The organism is Rahnella sp. CJA17(1/100), assembly GCF_963881615.1.
Taxonomy (GTDB): Bacteria; Pseudomonadota; Gammaproteobacteria; order Enterobacterales; family Enterobacteriaceae; genus Rahnella; species Rahnella aceris.
Map to the genome: position 1 here is coordinate 111,033 of NZ_CAWOJA010000033.1, position 19,876 is coordinate 130,908.

The following is a 19,876-nucleotide window of genomic DNA, read 5'->3' on the forward strand; positions in this document are numbered from 1 at the left end:
GCAGGCAGAATTATTGTTAACTTCCGGAGGGATAAAAATGCTTCATGAATGGCTCAACGCCTTGCACGTGATTGCGGGCGTATTGTGGATTGGCGGCATGCTGGCGATGGCGCTGGTGTCGATGGCCTGTTCGCGGACATCCGGTACTGCGGGAAGTGCAGGGCAGACGTTGTTACTGGAAACCGTGCGCAAATGGACGCGCAGTGTCACCAGCCCGGCGATGATCCTGCTGTGGGTGGCGGGCATCGTGATGATCGTCAGTTATGGCAAATTCCCCCATGCCTGGCTGCTGATAAAAATGGTGGTGGTGCTGGTTCTCTCCGCGCTGCACGGGCTGCTTTCCGGCGATTTACGTCGTCGCGCCACCGGTCAGCCGGTGAAAGATTTCGCGCTGGTGCGCAACGCCAGCGCGGTGATTATTGTCGGTGTGATCCTCATTGGTATTTTGGCGATAATCAGGCCTTTCTGACATCCGGTTTCCCGCAAAACTCAATCCACGTGAAAGCGTGGATTTTCTTATGACTCGCCGTTCACCAGCGCAATCAGGGTGCAGGGCACCGGCGGAATATTGCCTTCCTTCAAAATTGTCAGCGAATGGTTTTCGCGCACGGCAAACAGCGGCAGCACGCCACTGTTCTTCTCCAGATAATCAATCCAGCCAAAACTTTCATTCAGTTGCGTGGCCTTAATCACCGCGCCTCTGGCAATCAAAGAACTGAGTTTTGAATAGGTCGCTTCGGTGCTGAACAGCACTTCGTGGCGCTGAAAACGGCTGCTTTCCCTGGAGCGTCCGCCTTTGGGCGCCGCACCTGAACGCACGGCAAACACCTTTTCCCGGCCAAAAATATGGCTGAAATGGTATACCGCCAGCGCGTTCTGATGGCGGTTCGGTGACAGTGCCAGTACCTGCGCGGTGCTGCTCAGATCCAGGTAATTTTCCGCATGTTCAGACCAGGCGTTACCGTAATACGCCGGAATGCCGTCCATCCGCGCCTGCCGGTAATATTCCCAGCTACTGTCGGTGAGCCGCACCGGAATATCCTGTTTCATCAGCACTTTTGCCAGCATTCTGGCCACGCCGTTCGCACCAATGATCAGCACGCCACGCGGGGCTTTTTGCTGAACGCGTAACCCGCGCGCAATCGCCCGGCTGGTCAGGCTTTGCAGCACCACGGTGCCGATAATCACCGCAAATACCACGGTCACCAGTTTGTCGGCCTGCGGGTAATTCATGCGTTGCAGGGTGAGGGCGAACAGGGAACTGACGGCGGCGGCGACGATGCCGCGCGGCGCTATCCAGCACAGTAACAGCCGGTCGCGCCAGTGCAGTGATGACCGCCAGGTCGACACGGCAATACACAGCGGGCGAGCCACAAATTGTACCACCAGCAGCAAAACAATCAGCGGCCAGCCCATGGCAATCAGCGCCTCAATATCCAGCCGGGCGGCCAGAATAATAAACAGCGCGGAAATCAGGATTGCCGACAGTTCCTCTTTAAACGCCAGAATGTCGGTGGTATCCACATCGCGCATATTCGCCAGCCAGATGCCCATCACGGTGACGGTCAGCATGCCCGATTCATCGGCAATGGCGTTGGACAGACCAAAAGCCGTCAGCATGACCGCCAGTACGCCAAGGTTTTGCAGATAGGCGGGGATCCACACGCGGCGCAGGGCCACGCCGAGCACATAACCAAACACCGGGCCGAGCACCAGACCGACAGCCAGGGTCTCGCCGAGCGTCCAGAGCAGATGCATCAGTGATTCAGCGTGCTGGCGCAGGGTGATAAATTCGAATACCAGCAGCGTGAAAATCGCGCCCACCGGGTCAATCACAATCCCTTCCCAGCGCAGAACCTGATTAATCGCTGCGTTCGGGCGTACCACGCGCATTAACGGCGCAATCACCGTCGGGCCGGTCACCACGGTTACCGCACCGACCAGCGCGGCCAGTTCCGGCTCAAACCCGAGCAGCCACCAGCAGGCGAGGCTGATAACCGCGAAAGTGACCAGCATGCCTGTCGTCACCAGATTGCGAACCACGCCGCCGAGACCGCGGACTTCATCAAGTCTGAGCGTCAGCGCGCCTTCGAACAAAATGATCGCCACTGATATCGATACCAGCGGAAACAGTAACTCGCCAAACAGGACATCGGGCATAACGAGGTGCGTCACCGGTCCGAGCACCACGCCGAGCAGCAGCAAAGGCAGAATGGCGGGGATTTTCAGCAACCAGGCCAGCCACTGAGCGAGTAACGATCCCAGCCCGATAATAACCAGCATCAGCGGAGCCGACAGCAGCATAATATTTCCCTTTCATTAAGAGGAAGCAAAAGTCCGGCGGACAGCCGGAAACAAGACACTGTTATCAGCATAATCGTCCATTAAAAAGCCCGCAAATTTGCAGGCTTCTTTTTATTGCTTATTGTGCAGAAAACAAAATACTTATTTTTTCTTATAAACGTCAGCAGTACCGTGAATTTTATTGTTGGTATTACCGGAGGTTAATACAAACACATCGCCGCCTTTTTTATCGGCTTTCTTAGAAAGATCTTCAATGGCGCCGGACTGCGAGGTTTTATTTGAGGTGGTCACAGAGCCGACTTTGGTATACTCAGAAGCCACTTTTTCAAAATCTACTTTCTTCATTAATTCAGCAGAATAAGTGCTGAAAGAGACACAACCCATCACAGCCACTGCCAGCAGAGCTTTAGATATTTTCATGTAAGCCTCAGATTTTAAATTGCCCAGTAAATTGAAAGAAAGTAATAGAAAGCTGTTTATTTAGTGAAACCCTGTTAATCAATAACTCACTGTTTAAAAGAGTGAGTTATCACTGCCATTTAGTAATAGACAAGGAAGTCAATAATTACAAGGCGGAAAGAAAAAATTAAGCAACCGGTGCGTTTTTTAGTCTTTTGTGCCGGGAGGTTTTGTACACAGTAATAGCAATCACATATTTTTCGTTTCGCCTGCGCATGTTATCCATCTGTTAACCCCCCGTCCGAAATATGTTTCATTGCTAATAATTAACTTTGAAGCAGATCACATTTATGCTTTTCCCCTGCACAGGCAGATTGTCACGGGTGAAAAAGCCTCTGATAATGTTACCGATAACATGTTACCGGTAACATTGCGGATAAACATGAACAGGGTGGACGTAACGAATAAAACCACTGACCCGTCTTTCGCGTTTTTTTAACCAGTCGAGGAGCGCAGCCGTGAACAATGATCAGAACCGAATTTATGTGTTTATGGGCGTATCAGGCAGCGGAAAATCAGCCGTCGCCAACGCCGTGGCACACCAGCTTTCCGCCGGTTTTCTTGACGGCGATTTCTTACATCCCCGCAGTAATATCCTGAAAATGGCCGCCGGGGACGCCCTCAATGATGACGACCGTGCGCCGTGGCTGGCCGCCCTCAATGATGCCGCGTTTGCCATGCAGCGTACCAATAGTGTGTCGGTCATCATCTGCTCGGCATTGAAAAAACGTTACCGCGATCGTCTGCGCGCAGGTAACGCCAACCTGTCTTTCATCTATTTACAGGGTGAATTCCCGGTCATTGAAGAACGCATGGCCGCACGCAAAGGGCACTTTTTTAAATCGCAGATGCTGATCTCACAGTTTGCAGCACTCGAACAACCTGGCGCTGAAGAAAGTGACGTGATCACCATCGGCATTCATCAGCCGCTTGATGCGGTGATTGCAGAGACCCTGCAACACATCCGTAGTTTTCAGCAACAGGAGCATTGCGCGTGAATACAGTGACTTTAGTCGGTACTGCAGCGGGCTCCGTGTTGCTGCTGCTTTTCCTGGTGATGAAAGTGCGTATGCACGCGTTCGTCGCGCTGATGCTGGTGTCGATTGCCGCCGGGATTTTCTCCGGCATGCCGGTCAATACCATTGCCGACACCATGCAGAAAGGCATGGGCAGCACGCTGGGTTTTCTGGCGATTGTGGTGGCGCTGGGCGCGATGTTCGGCAAGATTCTGCATGAAGTCGGCGCACTTGACCAAATTGCGGCCCATTTACTGAATCGTTTTGGCAAAAACAAAGCCCATTATGCTCTAGGGATTGCCGGGCTGGTTTGCGCCTTGCCGCTGTTTTTCGATGTGGCGATTGTGCTGCTGATTGGCATCGTGTTCGCGGTGGCGCGCCGTACTGACGGCAACATCGTCAGGCTGGCGATCCCGTTATTTGCCGGTGTCGCGGCAGCGGCGTGTTTCCTGCTTCCGGGGCCGGTCCCGATGCTGCTGGCGTCGCAGATGAATGCCGATTTTGGCTGGATGATCGCCATCGGTCTGGTGGCCGCGATTGCCGGCATGCTGATCGCCGGTCCGCTGTACGGCAATTTTATCAGCCGTCATGTCAGCTGGCCGATGCCTGTTGAAGAAAATGCCCCGACGCTCAACAAAGATAACCTGCCGTCCTTCGGTTTCAGTCTGGCGCTGATTTTGTGTCCGCTGGTATTGGTGGGAATGAAAACCATCGGCGCACGTTTTGTCACGGCGGGTACGCCATTGCACGACTGGCTGGAGTTTATCGGCCATCCGTTTACCGCCATTCTGATTGCCTGCCTGATTGTCATTTACGGGCTGGCAAAACCACGCGGCATGACCAACGAACAGACGCTGGCCATCTGCTCAGCCGCCGTTCAGCCCGCCGGGATCATCCTGCTGATGACCGGTGCGGGTGGCGTATTCAAACAAATTCTGGTGGATTCCGGCGTCGGCCCGGCCATTGGTGACGCGATGATCGGCACCGGATTACCGATTGCCGTGGCCTGTTTTGCACTGTCAGCCGTGGTACGTGTGATTCAGGGTTCAGCCACCGTGGCCTGCCTGACTACTGTCGGGCTGGTATTGCCGGTAACCCATCAGATGGGGCTAAACGGCGGTCAGCTGGCCGCACTCGCCATCTGCATTACCGGCGGTTCCATTGTGCTCAGCCACGTAAATGATGCCGGTTTCTGGTTATTCGGCAAGTTCACCGGTGCCAGCGAACTGCAAACGCTGAAAACCTGGACGGTGATGGAAACCCTGCTCGGCACGACTGGCGGGATCATCGGCATGATTGCTTTCACGATGCTTTAAGAAAGGGGACAACATTATGATTAACAACACCGTGGCCCGTGTCACGCAGCGGATCATCAACCGTTCCGCATCCACCCGTGAAGCCTATCTGGCGCGTATGGATGCTGCCCGTTCGCAAACCGTTCACCGTGCGCAACTGGCCTGTGGCAATCTGGCGCATGGCTTTGCCGCCTGTCAGCCGGATGAAAAGAATTCCCTGAAAAATATGGTGCGCAGCGATATCGCCATTATTACCGCCTACAACGACATGCTGTCGGCGCATCAGCCCTACGAGCATTACCCGCAACGCCTGAAAGACGCACTGAAATCGGTGGGTGCGGTCGGGCAGGTGGCGGGCGGCGTACCGGCAATGTGTGACGGTGTCACGCAAGGGCAGGACGGCATGGAGTTGTCACTGATGAGCCGTGACGTGATTGCCATGTCGGCGGCCATCGGCCTTTCACACAACATGTTCGACGGGGCGTTGTATCTGGGTATCTGCGACAAAATCGTGCCGGGCTTAGTGATGGCGGCGCTGTCATTCGGCCATCTCCCTGCGGTATTTGTGCCCGCCGGGCCGATGAGCACCGGTTTGCCGAACAAAGAGAAAGTGCGTATCCGTCAGCTTTATACCGAAGGCAAAGTGGACCGTCAGGCATTACTGGAAGCGGAAGCCGCGTCGTATCACGGCATCGGCACCTGTACATTTTACGGCACTGCCAACACCAATCAGATGGTGATGGAAGTGATGGGGCTGCATCTGCCGGGTGCATCGTTTGTGCCGCCGGATTGCGCGCTGCGTGATGCACTGACCGACTCGGCAGCACGTCAGGTCACCCGTCTGGCCGAAACCACCGGCAATTATCAGCCGCTCGGTCAGATGGTGAATGAGAAAACCGTGGTGAACGGCATTGTTGCGCTGTTAGCCACCGGCGGTTCCACCAATCTGACCATGCACATGGTCGCTATGGCGCGTGCGGCAGGCATTGTCATCAACTGGGATGACTTCTCTGAGTTGTCCGATGCGGTGCCTTCGTTATGTCGTATTTACCCGAACGGCCCGGCGGATATCAACCAGTTTCAGGCGGCGGGCGGCGTGCAACTGGTGGTGCGCGAATTGCTGAAAAACGGCCTGTTACATCAGGATGTCAACACCGTGGCTGGTTTCGGATTAGACCGTTACACGCAGGAACCGTGGCTGGAAAACGGCGAACTGGCGTGGCGCGAAGGCGCAGAGCATTCGCTCGACACAAACGTCATTGCCAGCGTGCAACAGCCGTTTGAGCATCACGGCGGCACAAAAGTGTTGTCGGGTAATCTCGGGCGTGCGGTGATGAAAACCTCGGCGGTGCCTGCGGATAATCAGATTATCGAAGCCCCTGCGGTGGTATTTGAAAGCCAGCATGACATTGTTCCGGCATTCGAGGCCGGTAAGCTGAACCGCGATTGTGTGGTGGTGGTGCGTTTTCAGGGGCCGCAGGCCAATGGCATGCCTGAGCTGCATAAACTGATGCCGCCGCTTGGCGTATTAATGGATCGCGGATTCCGTGTCGCGCTGGTCACCGATGGTCGTTTGTCCGGCGCTTCCGGCAAAGTGCCTTCTGCTATCCACGTGACGCCGGAGGCTTTCAGCGGCGGCATGTTAGCAAAAGTGCGTGACGGCGACATTATTCGCGTCAACGGGCGAACCGGCGAACTCGAATTGCGTGTTGATGCTGCCGAACTGGCTGAACGAAAAGCCTGTCAGCCTGATCTGAGCGCAGAACATATCGGTTGTGGCCGTGAGCTGTTCAGTGCCTTGCGCAGCCAGCTTTCCGGCGCGGAACAGGGCGCCTGCTGCATTACTTTTTAATTTATCGAAACGGATGAGAAGACAAGAATGAAAAACTGGAAAACAAGCGCAGAACACATTCTGACGGCGGGGCCGGTTGTGCCGGTCATCGTTATCAATAAACTGGAACAGGCGGTTCCGCTGGCGAAAGCGCTGGTGGCCGGTGGCGTTCGTGTGCTGGAAGTGACGTTGCGCACCGCCTGTGCCATGGACGCCATTCGTGCCATTGCCAGCGATGTGCCGGAGGCGATTTTGGGCGCGGGTACAGTGCTGAATGCGCAGCAACTGCAAGATGTCACCGACGCTGGCGCACAGTTTGCCATCAGTCCGGGGCTGACAGAAGAATTGCTTGCCGCCGCAACCGCCGGTTCCATTCCGCTGATCCCGGGTATCAGTACCGTTTCTGAACTGATGCTGGGTCTGGATCACGGTCTGCGCGAATTCAAATTCTTCCCGGCGGAAGCTAACGGCGGCGTGAAAGCATTGCAGGCGATTGGCGGTCCGTTCCCGCAGGTGCGTTTTTGCCCGACAGGCGGGATTTCACTGGCGAATTACCGCGATTATCTGGCGCTGAAAAGTGTGCTGTGCATCGGCGGATCCTGGCTGGTGCCAGCCGATGCGCTGGAAAGCGGTGATTACGATCGTATTACTGCACTTGCCCGCGAAGCTGTGGCAGGGGCGAAATAGGTTTTAGCCGTTCGAAATAATAGCGATAAAAACCCACGTGAGTACGGATGCCCCGTACTCACTCCTTTATTTCTTCCGCAGTGCCCCGAGTGCCCTTTAAGAATTCCTTAACGTAACGCCTGTAGGATGGCGTTTTGACTGCCGGAAGTCTGGAATTCTCATCGCAGATATTTTGAATGAAGGGGCATCGTCATGGTATTGAACACCGCAGTGATCGCCGCACTGGGCAGTGTACTGATCACCCTCCAGTTTTCCTCTCTGTTGATCGCCTGGTGGCGAATGCGCCGCGGTATCCTGCGCGATGAAGCGCATGAAACCTCGGAATTTATCGTGCTGGTCAGGCCTTTGTGCGGATATAACGCCTTTGAAGAGGAAACACTGCGCTCCAGTTTTTATCAGGACTATCCCGCTTACGAAATTGTGTTCTGCGTGGCGTCACGCTTTGATCCGGTGATCCCGCTGGTGGAAAAGCTGATGGCTGAATTCCCTGATAAGCCTGCACGCCTGCTGACTGGCGATGACAAAATATCCGCCAATCCGAAGGTGAATAATCTTAATAAAGCCTGGAGTCATACCACCGCAGGTGTGGTGGCCATGGCAGACAGCAACCTGTTGTTACCGCCGGATTATCTGCGTTCACTGATGAATACCTTTGACAGTCAAACCGGACTGGTGAGTTCTCCGGCAGTCGGGATGATCCCGGAGAATTTCTGGGGTGCCGTGGAAGCCGCCATGCTGAACACGCATCAGGCGCGCTGGCAGTATTTGTCGGATTTTCTCGGTAACGGCTTTGCGCAGGGGAAAACGTTGTGCTGGCGGCGCGAGGTGCTTGATAATGGCGGCGGAATGGCGGCGCTGGGTAGTGAGCTGGCGGAAGATGTCGCCTCAACCAAACTGGTGCGCCGCGCCGGGCTGAAAGTCCGTTTACCTGCACAGCCTTTTGCGCAGCCTATCGGGCATCGCAGTCTGGAAGCGGTCTGGAGCAGACAACTGCGCTGGGCGCGTATCCGCCGTGCCGGATTTTTCTGGCTGTTTGTGCCTGAAATTATCATTGGTTTCTTGCCCGTGCTGGCGGCGGTGCTGTGGCTGACTGCCCGCGGTGATTTGCCACTGTTTGCTCTGCCGGTGCTTTTTGTGCTGTGGTATGGCGGTGAATGGGTGCTGGCCAAAGCGCTCGGCTGGCCGCATCAGCTGAGAGATATTCTGGCAATGTGCATCCGCGATATCCTGCTGCCCGCCTTGTGGTTATGGTGCTGGACCGGGCGCGGCTTTACGTGGCGGGGCACTGTTTTAGGTGAAAGGCACGTAGATAAAAAACACCCCGCATCTGCCAGCCAGCCGTCGGGGAAATAAGGACAGTATGTTTTCTCTTGAAACACTCGAAACGCTTATCAGAGCCCACGGCCTGCTGATCATGACGCCGCTGGCTATCCTTGAAGGGCCGGTAGTGACGGTGATTGCAGGCTACTTCGTCCGTCTCGGCTATTTCAGTTTGTCCGCCATGTTGACCGTGGTGATGATCGGGGAAGTGCTCGGGGATATTATTTTTTACTCGCTCGGGCGCTGGGTGATCAAAGCTGACGGCCAACCGCCCGCCTGGCTGGCCCGTCTCGGGCTGACCCAGCCGCGACTGGAAAAAATGGTGAAAAGTTTTGACCGCAAAGGCGGACGTTTGCTGGTGCTGGCCAAACTGACTCATTCCGCTGGCGCACTGGTGCTGACCGGCGCGGGCATGGCACGCATGCCGCTGGTGCCTTTTCTGTTCTATAACATCATCGCGGCTATTCCCAAGAGCCTGTTTCTTCTGGGTATCGGCTGGATGTTCGGCGATATCATCGCACAGGTGAACAACTGGATAGCCTGGGTATCCCTGGGTTTGTTCATCCTGCTGGCCGTCACCGGTGTTATCTGGCTTAAGTCTAAACAATGATCACGGTGAGTTGCATTATTCCGGCACACAATGAGGGCAGCCGCATCGGCAGGGTGCTGGATGTGGTGCAGAACCATCCTTTACTGCGGGAGATTATCGTGGTGGATGACGGCTCCGCCGATAACACCGCACAAATCGCGCAGGGCAAGAACGTCAGGGTGATCAGCCTGCCTGAAAATCGCGGTAAAAGTTATGCCGTTGCCGAAGGCATTGCCGCAGCAACGGGCAGCCATCTGCTGATGCTGGATGCGGATCTTGTCGGGCTGAGTTATGACGATATAACCGCGCTTATCAGGCCGGTGATGGCGCATCAGGCGGAGGTCTCGATAAGCCTGAGGCGCAACAGCCCGTGGATCTGGCGGTTTATCGGGCTGGATTATATTTCCGGTGAACGGGTATTTGCGCGCGAGTTAGTCGCGCAGCATCTCGCAGCCATCCGCCGGTTACCGCATTTCGGGCTGGAAGTCTGGATTAATCAGCAGTGGATTGCCGCCGGATTGCGCGTGCAGGTCGTTAGCTGGCAGGGCGTTATCAGCCCGTATAAAGCCGCTAAAATGGGCTGGTTGCGCGGATTAAAGGCCGATGTGTCGATGATGCGCGATATATTCCGTACCATCAGTTTGTGTGAATCCGTGCGGCAAATTATCTGTCTTAAGCGCAAAAGCCGGGTCTGAACAGGACAGAATATCAGTCAGCATTTTCTGTACTGTTGTCAGCCAGCGGCTATTTTTTAGTGAATTTTTTATTTGGTTACAAATAAACCACGCTTTACATCATATTCATATTTCTCCAGCACTCTGTTGCAAATCCTCATACTCCATTTCTTCCCTGACGTTCAGTCAACTGATATCAATTATCATTAATAATTTGATAATGCGTCTTGTTGCCTGGAGTTTGCCCTTTGTTAGCCACATTTATTATCGGTCTTCGTGAAGGTCTGGAAGCGGCACTTATCGTCGGGATCATTGCGGCATTCTTACGCAAAAACGGTAAAAGCCTTTTCGCGATGTGGATGGGTGTCGGGCTGGCGCTGATGGTTTCGGTGATGGTCGGCGTGGCGCTGGAGATGACCGAACGCGCGTTACCGCAGGCAAGTCAGGAAGGCATGGAGTCGGTGATCGGCCTGATCGCTGTTTTCTTTGTCACTGGCATGATCATGTGGATGAACACCCACGCTCACACCATGAAAAATGAGCTGGAAAGCGAAGCCGCGCAGGCGATAAGCCAGTCAGGCGCCCGGGCGCTGGCGAGTATGGCTTTTCTCGCCGTGCTGAAAGAAGGCTTTGAAACCAGCGTGTTTCTGCTCGCCACATTCTCGGTCGCGCAGTCAGCCATGTGGGCGGCGGCCGGCGCGGTAACCGGCCTGCTGGTGGCGGTGGGCATCGGCTGTGGCATTTATTTCGGCGGCATCCGCATCAATCTCTCGCGCTTTTTCCGCTTCACAGGGTTGTTCCTGATCCTGGTCGCAGGCGGATTAATCATTAACGCGTTGCTGACGGCACACGAAGCGGGCTGGCTGAATATCGGGCAGCAGCGCGTGGCGGATCTCGCCTGGCTGGTGCCGCCGGGCACTGTCCGCTCAGCGCTGATTACCGGCGTGCTGGGCATTCCGCCGGATCCGAACCTGATCCAGACTGTCGCCTGGCTGCTCTACATTGTCATTGTGTCGCTGCTGATTTACTGGCCTGCGCACCGCCGTCCCTCTGCGATTAACGGTGCGCGGCTGCGGCTGGCATTTGCCGGTGTGATGGTCGTGTCAGCAGTGGGATTGCGCCTGTTTTACCCAAACTGCACACTGCAACTGCCTGCCAGCGCACCGCTGGTGAGTAATGACACCCGGAACACCGCACCGGCGGGTGAGGTAAAACTGTTGTCTGATACGAATGGCTATCAGCTGAATGTGACGCCTGAGGACGGCAACGTGAGGGTGACCGTTCTGCCCGCCAGCGCCGCCATTGCCGGTCATCATGGCGGCCTGCAAACCCTCGAGTGGCAAACCAAATCTCGCTTCACGCCTGCGGATGCGCCTGCCGTTCTGACGCTTGATCAACTGGTGGCATTCTATGGCAACCGTATTCCCATTGGTCTGAATCCGGCGATGCATCCGGGGCCTTATCAGGCGCAATGGTCGGTCAGTTGCACTGTTCAGGCCTCTGTGGCACAGGGCGTGTTGCTGGGGGCCAGTGCCCGGGCAGATGAGCTGATCACGCTTTCCGGCAGCGGCCTGCAATCCCCGCGAACCATCACCGTTCGTCACCCGACGGCGGCCGCTTCAGCCTGCAACTGGCAGGTGAGCGGGGCGTATCAGCAGACCGTTTCTGATGCCCTGCAACAACTGCAAATCGCACAAGATACCTACCGTTTCTGGGCATATATGTTGCCGGTCATTCTGGCCGCGCTGGCCCTGATTTTTGTTTTCTCAGCACGACGGGTTCTCCTGAAACACCGTAATGAAAGGCTGGCCGCTGCGGGTGAATACAGCCTGTCATTCGGTTCTCAACTACACACCAGTTTGCCAAAAAATAAATAAAGGAAATGAAATTCATGCGTAAACCGAATTTTAAGAAAAAAGAATCTCTGATGACCACGGCGGGCCTGGCGGCGTTGCTGATGTTTTCAGTGGAAGCACCGGCTGATGCGGCGCAGGCAGCGGTAAAAAATGGCGTTTCACAAGTGAATATCACCATGACCGGAGATAACGGCGGTACGTGTGTGGTTGACCATAATTCAGCGAAAGCGGGGCCGGTCACGTTCAATGTGGTGAACAAAACGGCAACCGCCATCACGGAGTTAGAGCTGCTGAGCAATGATCGTATTCTGGGCGAAAAAGAGAATCTGGCACCCGGCCTGCCGATGGTGAAATTCACCCTGACTCTCGACGGCGGCAAATATCAAATCTATTGTCCGGGCGCGCAACATGAAATGACCGACTTTACCGTCACCGGCAAAAGCGCCACACAACCTGCGGGCAGCGCCGGGACCATTCTGGCGCAGGGCACCAAAGATTACGCCACTTATGTGAATGGCGTGGTGGATGCGATGGTGGTCGGTGTGAACCGCCTGAAAGCGGATATTGATGCGGGAGATCTTGCTACAGCGAAAGCCGATTACGCGAAAGCGCGTCCTTTCTACGAACGTATTGAATCTGATGTGAGCGGGTTTGTATTGCCGGGCTTCAAAGCGACGGACAACGCCGGTAACCTCGATTATCTGATCGACATGCGTGCGTCTAACCTTGACCCGAAAGCAGGCTGGCATGGATTCCACGCCATTGAGCGTGACCTGTTCGGTCAGGGTAAAATCACGAATGAAACCAAACAGCTGGCTGCCGAATTACAGAAAAACGTCGCACAGCTCGACACCCTGACCAAAGCGCTGACTTACAAACCTGAAGATCTGGCGAACGGTGCCGCAGATCTGCTGGAAGAAGTGCAGAACACCAAAATCAACGGTGAGGAAGAAGCCTTCAGCCACTTCGATCTGGTTGATTTCGCGGGTAACGTAGAAGGTGCGCAACAGGCGTTCGCTTACCTGCAACCGGGGCTGGAAAAAATCGATCCGGCGCTGACCAGACAGGTTGCCGCGCAGTTCGCTGCCGTGCACGTTATGCTGGAAACCTATCGTGATCCTTCAGTCCCCGGCGGTTACAAATATTACACCGCGGAACTGAAAGCCTCTGATGCTGCTAAATTGAGCCGTACTATTCAGGCGTTGCAAGAACCCCTGTCTAAGATCGGTGAGAAAGTCGCGGCGAATAAAGGAGCCTGAGGAATGAGCGATAAACACCAACCGGCCAGGGAGGCCGGTAAGTTCTCCCGGCGTGATTTGCTCAAAGGTGCAGTGGCGGGCGCAAGTGCGCTGGCCATTCCTGCGATCAGCCAGGCGCACGGACAGACCGCCGCCCGTGACCCGGAAGATAAGGTCGATCTTTCACGTGAACACCCTTTTTACGGCACCGGCGGGCAGGCGGGGATCAGCACGCAGCCTCAGCGTCACATCATGTACATGACGTTTGATCTCACCACCACCCGCCGTCAGGATTTGCAGGTGTTGCTGGCGCGCTGGTCATCGGCGATTGCCCAACTGATGAAAGGTGGCACCATTGGTCAGATTGAGCCTCTGCGCAACAGTGGCGTCGGTATGGATACCGGCGAGGCGTTAGATCTGGGTCCGGCGTCACTGACCGTCACCGTTGGCCTCGGCCCGCGCGTGTTCAGCGAAACCTTTGGACTGGTGAAACAAAAACCGTTGCTGATGCGTGAACTGATGCAGCTCCCGAGCGATGACTTACAACCTGAAGTGACCGGCGGTGACCTCTCGCTTCAGGCCTGTGCGGATGATCCGCAGGTGGCCTATCACGCCATTCGTGATTTGGCGCGTATTGCCAAAAGTACCGGCGCTGCGCAGACCCGCTGGACGGTCATGGGCTTTGGCCGTGCGTCAGCCGGTAAAGGCCAGTCCACTCCGCGCAATTTATTCGGCTTTAAAGACGGCACCCGCAACATCACCGAAAAAGCAGATTTTGACAAATATGTCTGGATCAACGATGGCGGCCCTGCGTGGCAGCAGCAGGGCACCTATCAGGTGGTACGCAAAATCAAGATGCACATTGAAAGCTGGGATACTGACCGCGTCAGCGACCAGAACAATGTGTTCGGTCGCCATAAAGTCTCCGGCGCGCCGCTGACCGGCACCAGAGAGTTTGATACGCCGGACTTTAAGAAAACGGCTGCGGACGGCAACTTAATTATTCCGGCCACTGCACATATCAGCCTGGCCGCGCATGAAAATAATGGGGGGATTAAAATCCTGCGTCGTTCATATAACTACACGGACGGACTGAATAATATGGCCCAGCTCGATGCCGGTTTGTTATTCATCAGCTATCAGAAAGATCCGGCGCAGTTTGAAGCGCTTCAGAACCGTTTAGGCGCATCCGACGCGATGAATGAATATATTTCACATATCGGATCGGGTATTTTCTTCGTGCCACCGGCACCGAAGGAAGGCGAGTATATTGGTGCTGATATGTTTAAGGTGTAAGCCCGCCGGAAGCACATACACTAAAAACCAGGCCAGCGCATTTGCTGGCTTTTTTGGCGTTATGCCGGGGGAACGCCCTCGTTGTCATCTGAAAACCTTTACGTTCGCTTTCCGCGCATAATTGCGCGGAGCTTTGTGCCAGGAGCGGACGTCAGATCCGCTAGATATGATCAGCGCAATGGCTTTGAGAAACAGACAGCTTCTGTCCTGCCTATGTATGGGCCGTAATTCTCAATACGGATATAACCATTTTTCTCGTAGAAATTTACAGCCCGATAGTTCATGTGTCGGGTTTCCAGCCTAAGTTCTGTATATCCCATCTCTTTTGCAGATTTTTCAAGAAAAGTGAGTAAGGCACCGCCAATCCCTGACACACTTCGGTCTGAAAACATTCTTTTAAGCTCGGCGATATTTTGCGTTAATGGCCGTATAGCACCGCATCCTATAGCTTTGCCATGAGAATTCTTTGCTAATGCCCATAAAGCTTTGTCATCACTCATTGCTTCAACGGTGAAATTGCTTTTGCCATTATCACCAGTAATAGCGGCAAGTTCTGCTGACAGCATGTCGATTAAGCGATGGGATTCTGAAGAAAATGGATCTGATTTCTCTACTGTTATCATGGTTATACCCTGCAGGATGAGTGTGACCAACATAAAGCATCCTGTTAAGGAAAGCATCAGCCAAAACGGGGGATGGGACAACACTGTTTCCAAACTATCCCGAGGGTATCATGACTGCTGCTCGCTCAAAGCTGTCCTTGATCGTAGCCGTGGGCAGCCCTGTGCCAGAAGCGGAAATTATGTACATCACAGTTTTTAATTAATGGCCGTCGGTTACAGCGCTATACACAAACTCCATACATAAGAGGGGAGGCCGCATAAGCAATGCGGCCTTTGGTATCAGAATGTCAGTTCAGGCATCTGTTCCATCACAAACGCTAAAACTTTCTCCGCGTTGAGTGACGCATAGGGCAGACTTTCAATAATTGCAATTGAACGAGAGTCCCCGACAATTTTTTCAATCTCGGAGACCTTGTACTGAATGTGTGGCGCAATCAGAAAACCGTCGAAAGCGGGAGCTACACTGGCAAAATTATCCAGACCCACAGCGCTAATCATGAGATTGTAGTCCTTTTTTTCTGCCAGCAACTGCATCCTTTTGGCGAGAGAATTTGCTGTATTACCAAACAAACAACATATCAGAAGCTTTTTCATATTTTTACCTCCTGAGAATTGTTCACAGAATAATACTCGACATGCTCATAAAACGAGCTCTGCATCTTATTTGCATGACAAATCTCCAGCAGAGTTGATGTAACCCAGGAAAGACGAACCTGCCGTATTGTTGGACTGACGGGATGCATCTGGATCTTTGGGCTTGAGCTTTCCTTAAGTGAAATCCTTACGTCCTTTGTGAGTACCGCCCCATCATCTGTATCGGGGCGGATCGAGTGTGTATTTATTGACAGTGCAATCGAACTACGTTCAGAAGCTATATGTCACTTTCAAGCTTCCAGTGGGCGATGCTTTTCGTTGCACAATCGGGCTGTTGCGTGCATCACCAGCCAACTGCGTAAAGCCTGTTGCGGCAACCACGCTCCAGTCTTGGTTGAACTTGTGTGTCCAGTCCATATTCAGTGAATAGGCATAAATCCCGGAACCGGCATCATATTGACTAAACCCCGATGCGGCTGACTGTGATGAACTTACCCCGTAGTAAGTTTGCATATAGTTGCCTGTTCCCCAACTGCTGGTCAGCGCCATCGTCACGGTATTTTCCGATGAGCTATAAAGCGGGCTGATAATGCCGAAATGCAGGGCCGCGCCATTGTCCCGCTGAGAAAATGGCACCTCAGCCTGCAATTGCAAATGAAGCCAGTCGGTGACCTTATACCCCAGACCCAATGCCCCGATAGCCGAGCCTTTGACATCGCCCATACCCCGCAAGTCGTCACTGCCATCGCTCAGTGAGTCGCTGTCCACGTCATGATCCTTACGGCCTGCGCGATAGCTTAGCGCAGTACTGTAATCCAGCTTGCCGGTGCTGTTGCCGTAACCGATACCCCGCGTGGTACTCACGAAGAACCCATTATGCATCGAGTAATCAAGCACCAGGGCTGTCGTGACGCGGTTTTCATCCGAACCAGAATAAAGTGGCGTAACATCCACGCCTCCTCCCAACGTTAAGGCGTTACCCTGTTGTGGTTCTGCCGCAAGTGTTGGGGTGGCCAGTAACGCCAGCAGCGCGCCCGGCAGCATTTTTATCAGGGTGCGTCCTGAGAGTGAATAGGGGAACTTATGACGCAGTTCGAAGTTGCTCATTAAAGAAGTCCTTATGGATTCAAACGATTACGATGCAAGCGGGTTTTAAACGCCAGAACGCTCAGTTTGAATACGCACCCTAAAGTTCTCATGAGCTAAAAATGAAGAAATACTTAAGCACGTACCGGTGACACAAACCTGATAAATTTCCTGATACCGTTTTTTTCTTCAGACGTTCTTCATTCACTGTTGATAACGTAACTATTGTGAAAATTCTCCTCATCGAAGACGACCTGGATCTCGGCAATGGCGTACGTATTGCCCTTGCAGATCAAGGATTAGATGTCATATGGGTTCGCCGCAAAGTGGATGCGCTGCATCAACTCGATGCCTGCGTGCCGGAACTTGTGTTGCTCGACCTCGGACTGCCCGACGGCGATGGCATGAGCCTGATGGCGTACTTGCGCCAGCAGCTCAAGGGGATCCCCGTCATCATTCTGACCGCGCGCGGCACTCTGCAGGATCGCCTGTGCGGGCTGGATGCCGGTGCTGACGACTATCTCGTCAAACCTTTTGTTCTCGCCGAGTTGTTGGCCAGGGTAAGAGCACTTGCGCGACGCAGTTACGGTTTTGAGAATGAGGTGATAGAAATTCGTGGGTTATCTCTCCACGTGCCGACTCGTCGCGTGACAGTGAGCGCGCGGAATGTTGAGTTGACGGCAAGTGAATACGCGCTGCTTGAAACTTTAATGATGCGCACTGATCGCGTGCTTACACGAAGGTTTCTGGAAGAAAGGATATTCGGCGCAAAAGAAAATATGAGCAATGCACTCGATGTGCATATGGGTAATTTACGTCGCAAAATCGGCGACGGTTATGTACGAACGGTGAGGGGCGTAGGGTATGTCATTGATACCGTACCGATTCAGAAAGGGGCTGGTTGATGCGAAATTTTTGGCGCCACCTGAGAACTCCAACGCTCGTACGGCGAATTATGATCGCCCAGATGCTACTGCTTACACTGCTTTGGTGTCTTTTTCTGACCTACATTTTGTGGGAGAACTTGCGTAGCCCCCCGATGCTAACGGGCAGCAATACCTACGAAACCATTCTTACATTGGTTGATCGTATGGATGATCGCCCGCAGGATCGCAACGCGGTGCTGGAAAAGTTCAGCACCGCGTTGCGGGAAGGTTATGGCGGAGGTGAAGATCCGAAACTGTCAATCAGCCTAATCGTTCGGAAGAATAAAGAGATAATTTATTCATCTGATGGCGCTCCGGCAGGGGTGACAAACACCCTGTATGGGAAAATTCAGAGCATTCAGAGTGAAGGTCGCACCTGGACTAGCCGTACTCTCAAGTCCGTGAACTCCGACGCGGAGGTAACACTTGTCACGCCTGCCGGCGGCTGGAACTTTTTTATATACCTGAACTCGCGTGGATACTACATATTGCCGCTACTGGTGTGCATTCCTTTTCTTTTGTTTCCCGCGTGGCTGTCAATCCGTATTGCAATGCGACCCTGGAACAAGGTGATAAATGAAATTTCCTTACGAACTTCAGAAGATCTCTCTCCCTTAAAAGAAGTGCCAAAGCACATGGAGCTTCGCCAAATGGTGGACGCTACTAATCTATTTCTTGCCAGGGTACAAGAGAGTTCTGATAGGGAACGGGTTTTCATTGCAGATGCCGCTCACGAACTGCGTACCCCACTGGCTGCGATGCGAATCAATGTGGAGGCGTTGCAGTCCTATGTAAGCAGCAATAATCAACAGGAGTTGCTGGCAGGGATTATTCGCAGCAATAGCCGTGCAGCGCGTCTTGTCAATCAGTTGCTGCTGATGATGCACAGCGAAGTGCGTATTGACACTGTTATGGAGCCTGTGCCGCTGACAACGCTCATACAAGAGCGAATGGCTGCACTGGCACCGCTGGCGGCTGAGCGCAGGATTGAGCTCGAATTCTACTCTGATGATGAAGTCTGGATCACAGGCGTCAGGGAACGCCTGATGTCGCTGATTGATAATTTAATTGAAAATGCCGTGAAGTACAGCCCTGAGGGCGGACGGGTTGAGGTAGATGTACGATCACTTGATAAATCTACTCAGCTACGTGTTTCAGATGCAGGGCCCGGCATTCCATTTGAATTGAGGGAGCGCGTGTTCGATAGGTTTTTTCGCGATCCCAATCAGATACAAAGCGGGAGTGGACTGGGGCTTGCCATAGTCAAAGCGGTTGCGCAGCAACATAACAGCAGCGTATGCCTGAGTACGTCTGCAGAAGGTGGGCTCATGGTTACTGTTGATTTTCCAAACCACAAGTCCGCCTGAAAGAAAACATGATTTTGATACCAGCCCAGCGAAGGGCCTCTGTCAGAACAATGGAGTTGAAATTGAAATATTTGACGCTGTCTACACTATTATTTTCTATCTCAATCAGCGGATGCGCCATAACCGTCAGCGAATTAAAAAGCAGTCAATCATCCTATGACGGCAGCTTCACGAGCAAGACGGAGCCCTCCGATACCTATCGAACCTTAAGACACATGGCAAGGCAATGCCTGGAATATGAGGCATATTCAGGAAATCCGGTCATCGTATTAAGCGAGTTTGACGGTGAGCGCAATGAAGGTGAGATCAATCAAAAGCTCCTTGCGCAGGGACTGTTGATTAACAACACGCTAATTGAAATAGAAAGACATGATGGGGACAAAGCACAGGTCAGCCTATACACAACCAAGAACATCTTGAGTGTGGGCATCAGGTCGCCAAATATAAGTGATATCAAGCGCTGGGCTGACGGCGATAGATCTTGCTAGAACGACACTCTCGTCAATACCGTGAAGCATCTCAGGCCATATGACTTAATCCCCCGTTGATTTACACACCGCGATTTAAGTAATGCCTTCATCAGTAATGAGAACAACTGCGAACGTCTGCTGTTCGCTCTCAGCAGACCTTCAGCGTCACGTGTTTGTCTGCTGTGTGCCAAAATCGGACAGTGCAAAAATTTTGTTTGATAACAAAGACGATAACAATTCCTACC

General features: G+C 53.5%; 19 protein-coding genes. 14 read left to right on the forward strand and 5 right to left on the reverse strand.

Translation table 11 applies throughout. The annotated features are described in order from the left end of the window. The first annotated feature begins 37 nt into the window (after positions 1-37). A complete protein-coding gene (locus tag AACU55_RS15220; RefSeq protein ID WP_134705671.1) occupies positions 38-469 on the forward strand; it encodes a CopD family protein in 432 nt (143 codons plus the stop codon). Between the two features lie 47 nt (positions 470-516). Here AACU55_RS15220 and AACU55_RS15225 read toward each other — a convergent pair whose 3' ends face one another. Both AACU55_RS15225 and yahO read right to left on the reverse strand, forming a co-directional pair. Further along, positions 517-2,304: a cation:proton antiporter gene (locus tag AACU55_RS15225; protein ID WP_134705672.1), complete on the reverse strand. Its 1,788-nt coding sequence runs from the start codon at positions 2,302-2,304 to the stop codon at positions 517-519. A 141-nt stretch (positions 2,305-2,445) separates the two neighbouring features. Continuing rightward, the gene (yahO, locus tag AACU55_RS15230) at positions 2,446-2,724 is read right to left on the reverse strand and encodes a DUF1471 family periplasmic protein YahO (RefSeq protein ID WP_134705673.1); all 279 of its coding nucleotides are present in this window, start codon (positions 2,722-2,724) and stop codon (positions 2,446-2,448) included. 497 nt (positions 2,725-3,221) lie between these two features. Here yahO and gntK point away from each other — a divergent pair, with 497 nt between their 5' ends. The 10 genes from gntK (at position 3,222) to efeB (ending at position 14,565) form a co-directional block, all read left to right on the forward strand. Further along, positions 3,222-3,761 (forward strand): gluconokinase, encoded by a 540-nt coding sequence (gene gntK / locus AACU55_RS15235; protein WP_037035692.1) that lies wholly within the window; start codon positions 3,222-3,224, stop codon positions 3,759-3,761. Next, positions 3,758-5,095 (forward strand): gluconate transporter, encoded by a 1,338-nt coding sequence (gntU, locus tag AACU55_RS15240; protein ID WP_015689979.1) that lies wholly within the window; start codon positions 3,758-3,760, stop codon positions 5,093-5,095. The genes gntK and gntU overlap by 4 nt, the downstream gene beginning before the upstream one ends. 16 nt (positions 5,096-5,111) lie before the next feature. After that, positions 5,112-6,926, forward strand: a complete 1,815-nt coding sequence (edd, locus tag AACU55_RS15245; protein WP_037035691.1) for a phosphogluconate dehydratase — start codon at positions 5,112-5,114, stop codon at positions 6,924-6,926. 27 nt (positions 6,927-6,953) lie between these two features. After that, positions 6,954-7,592, forward strand: coding sequence for a bifunctional 4-hydroxy-2-oxoglutarate aldolase/2-dehydro-3-deoxy-phosphogluconate aldolase (locus AACU55_RS15250; protein ID WP_037035690.1), 639 nt, complete (start codon positions 6,954-6,956; stop codon positions 7,590-7,592). A gap of 192 nt (positions 7,593-7,784) precedes the next feature. After that, entirely contained in the window at positions 7,785-8,945 is a 1,161-nt protein-coding gene (locus AACU55_RS15255) for a ceramide glucosyltransferase (protein ID WP_037035689.1), read from the forward strand. Positions 8,946-8,952: 7 nt separating this feature from the next. Further along, complete coding sequence (locus tag AACU55_RS15260; protein ID WP_037035688.1) at positions 8,953-9,522, forward strand: DedA family protein; 570 nt, start codon at positions 8,953-8,955, stop codon at positions 9,520-9,522. Then, the gene (locus tag AACU55_RS15265) at positions 9,519-10,196 is read left to right on the forward strand and encodes a glycosyltransferase family 2 protein (protein WP_134705674.1); all 678 of its coding nucleotides are present in this window, start codon (positions 9,519-9,521) and stop codon (positions 10,194-10,196) included. The genes AACU55_RS15260 and AACU55_RS15265 overlap by 4 nt, the downstream gene beginning before the upstream one ends. Before the next feature lie 227 nt (positions 10,197-10,423). After that, positions 10,424-12,052: an iron uptake transporter permease EfeU gene (gene efeU / locus AACU55_RS15270; protein ID WP_134705675.1), complete on the forward strand. Its 1,629-nt coding sequence runs from the start codon at positions 10,424-10,426 to the stop codon at positions 12,050-12,052. A 14-nt stretch (positions 12,053-12,066) separates the two neighbouring features. Next, the gene (efeO, locus tag AACU55_RS15275) at positions 12,067-13,290 is read left to right on the forward strand and encodes an iron uptake system protein EfeO (protein ID WP_013575654.1); all 1,224 of its coding nucleotides are present in this window, start codon (positions 12,067-12,069) and stop codon (positions 13,288-13,290) included. A 3-nt stretch (positions 13,291-13,293) separates the two neighbouring features. After that, positions 13,294-14,565, forward strand: a complete 1,272-nt coding sequence (efeB, locus tag AACU55_RS15280; protein ID WP_134705676.1) for an iron uptake transporter deferrochelatase/peroxidase subunit — start codon at positions 13,294-13,296, stop codon at positions 14,563-14,565. Between the two features lie 170 nt (positions 14,566-14,735). Here the strand turns inward: efeB and AACU55_RS15285 are convergent, their stop codons facing one another. The 3 genes from AACU55_RS15285 to AACU55_RS15295 all read right to left on the reverse strand — a co-directional run bounded on the left by AACU55_RS15285 (position 14,736) and on the right by AACU55_RS15295 (position 16,889). Then, on the reverse strand, positions 14,736-15,221 hold the full coding sequence (locus AACU55_RS15285) for a GNAT family N-acetyltransferase (protein WP_134705677.1): 486 nt from the start codon (positions 15,219-15,221) through the stop codon (positions 14,736-14,738). 246 nt (positions 15,222-15,467) lie between these two features. Further along, positions 15,468-15,782, reverse strand: a complete 315-nt coding sequence (locus AACU55_RS15290) for a PTS sugar transporter subunit IIB (protein WP_134705678.1) — start codon at positions 15,780-15,782, stop codon at positions 15,468-15,470. Positions 15,783-16,052: 270 nt separating this feature from the next. Next, on the reverse strand, positions 16,053-16,889 hold the full coding sequence (locus tag AACU55_RS15295) for a MipA/OmpV family protein (RefSeq protein ID WP_015689968.1): 837 nt from the start codon (positions 16,887-16,889) through the stop codon (positions 16,053-16,055). A gap of 206 nt (positions 16,890-17,095) precedes the next feature. On the opposite strand from AACU55_RS15295, the gene AACU55_RS15300 reads away from it, so the two are divergent. From AACU55_RS15300 to AACU55_RS15310, 3 genes are read left to right on the forward strand one after another with little or no spacing between them, the layout of a single operon-like run. After that, the gene (locus AACU55_RS15300) at positions 17,096-17,773 is read left to right on the forward strand and encodes a response regulator (RefSeq protein WP_013575641.1); all 678 of its coding nucleotides are present in this window, start codon (positions 17,096-17,098) and stop codon (positions 17,771-17,773) included. After that, a complete protein-coding gene (locus AACU55_RS15305; protein ID WP_134705679.1) occupies positions 17,773-19,161 on the forward strand; it encodes a sensor histidine kinase in 1,389 nt (462 codons plus the stop codon). Before AACU55_RS15300 ends, AACU55_RS15305 begins: the two co-directional genes overlap by 1 nt. Positions 19,162-19,211: 50 nt before the next feature. Then, the gene (locus AACU55_RS15310; RefSeq protein WP_173362073.1) at positions 19,212-19,649 is read left to right on the forward strand and encodes a hypothetical protein; all 438 of its coding nucleotides are present in this window, start codon (positions 19,212-19,214) and stop codon (positions 19,647-19,649) included. Positions 19,650-19,876: the final 227 nt, after the last annotated feature.

Bases quoted from the DNA above. Each gene is read 5' to 3' on its own strand.
- AACU55_RS15285 (WP_134705677.1), bottom strand. From the start codon at position 15,221: ATGTTGGTCACACTCATCCTGCAGGGTATAACCATGATAACAGTAGAG.
- AACU55_RS15295 (WP_015689968.1), bottom strand. From the start codon at position 16,889: ATGAGCAACTTCGAACTGCGTCATAAGTTCCCCTATTCACTCTCAGGA.
- edd (WP_037035691.1), top strand. From the start codon at position 5,112: ATGATTAACAACACCGTGGCCCGTGTCACGCAGCGGATCATCAACCGT.
- AACU55_RS15250 (WP_037035690.1), top strand. From the start codon at position 6,954: ATGAAAAACTGGAAAACAAGCGCAGAACACATTCTGACGGCGGGGCCG.
- AACU55_RS15255 (WP_037035689.1), top strand. From the start codon at position 7,785: ATGGTATTGAACACCGCAGTGATCGCCGCACTGGGCAGTGTACTGATC.
- AACU55_RS15220 (WP_134705671.1), top strand. From the start codon at position 38: ATGCTTCATGAATGGCTCAACGCCTTGCACGTGATTGCGGGCGTATTG.
- efeB (WP_134705676.1), top strand. From the start codon at position 13,294: ATGAGCGATAAACACCAACCGGCCAGGGAGGCCGGTAAGTTCTCCCGG.
- yahO (WP_134705673.1), bottom strand. From the start codon at position 2,724: ATGAAAATATCTAAAGCTCTGCTGGCAGTGGCTGTGATGGGTTGTGTC.
- AACU55_RS15290 (WP_134705678.1), bottom strand. From the start codon at position 15,782: ATGAAAAAGCTTCTGATATGTTGTTTGTTTGGTAATACAGCAAATTCT.
- AACU55_RS15265 (WP_134705674.1), top strand. From the start codon at position 9,519: ATGATCACGGTGAGTTGCATTATTCCGGCACACAATGAGGGCAGCCGC.
- AACU55_RS15260 (WP_037035688.1), top strand. From the start codon at position 8,953: ATGTTTTCTCTTGAAACACTCGAAACGCTTATCAGAGCCCACGGCCTG.
- efeO (WP_013575654.1), top strand. From the start codon at position 12,067: ATGCGTAAACCGAATTTTAAGAAAAAAGAATCTCTGATGACCACGGCG.
- AACU55_RS15225 (WP_134705672.1), bottom strand. From the start codon at position 2,304: ATGCTGCTGTCGGCTCCGCTGATGCTGGTTATTATCGGGCTGGGATCG.
- AACU55_RS15310 (WP_173362073.1), top strand. From the start codon at position 19,212: ATGGAGTTGAAATTGAAATATTTGACGCTGTCTACACTATTATTTTCT.
- AACU55_RS15305 (WP_134705679.1), top strand. From the start codon at position 17,773: ATGCGAAATTTTTGGCGCCACCTGAGAACTCCAACGCTCGTACGGCGA.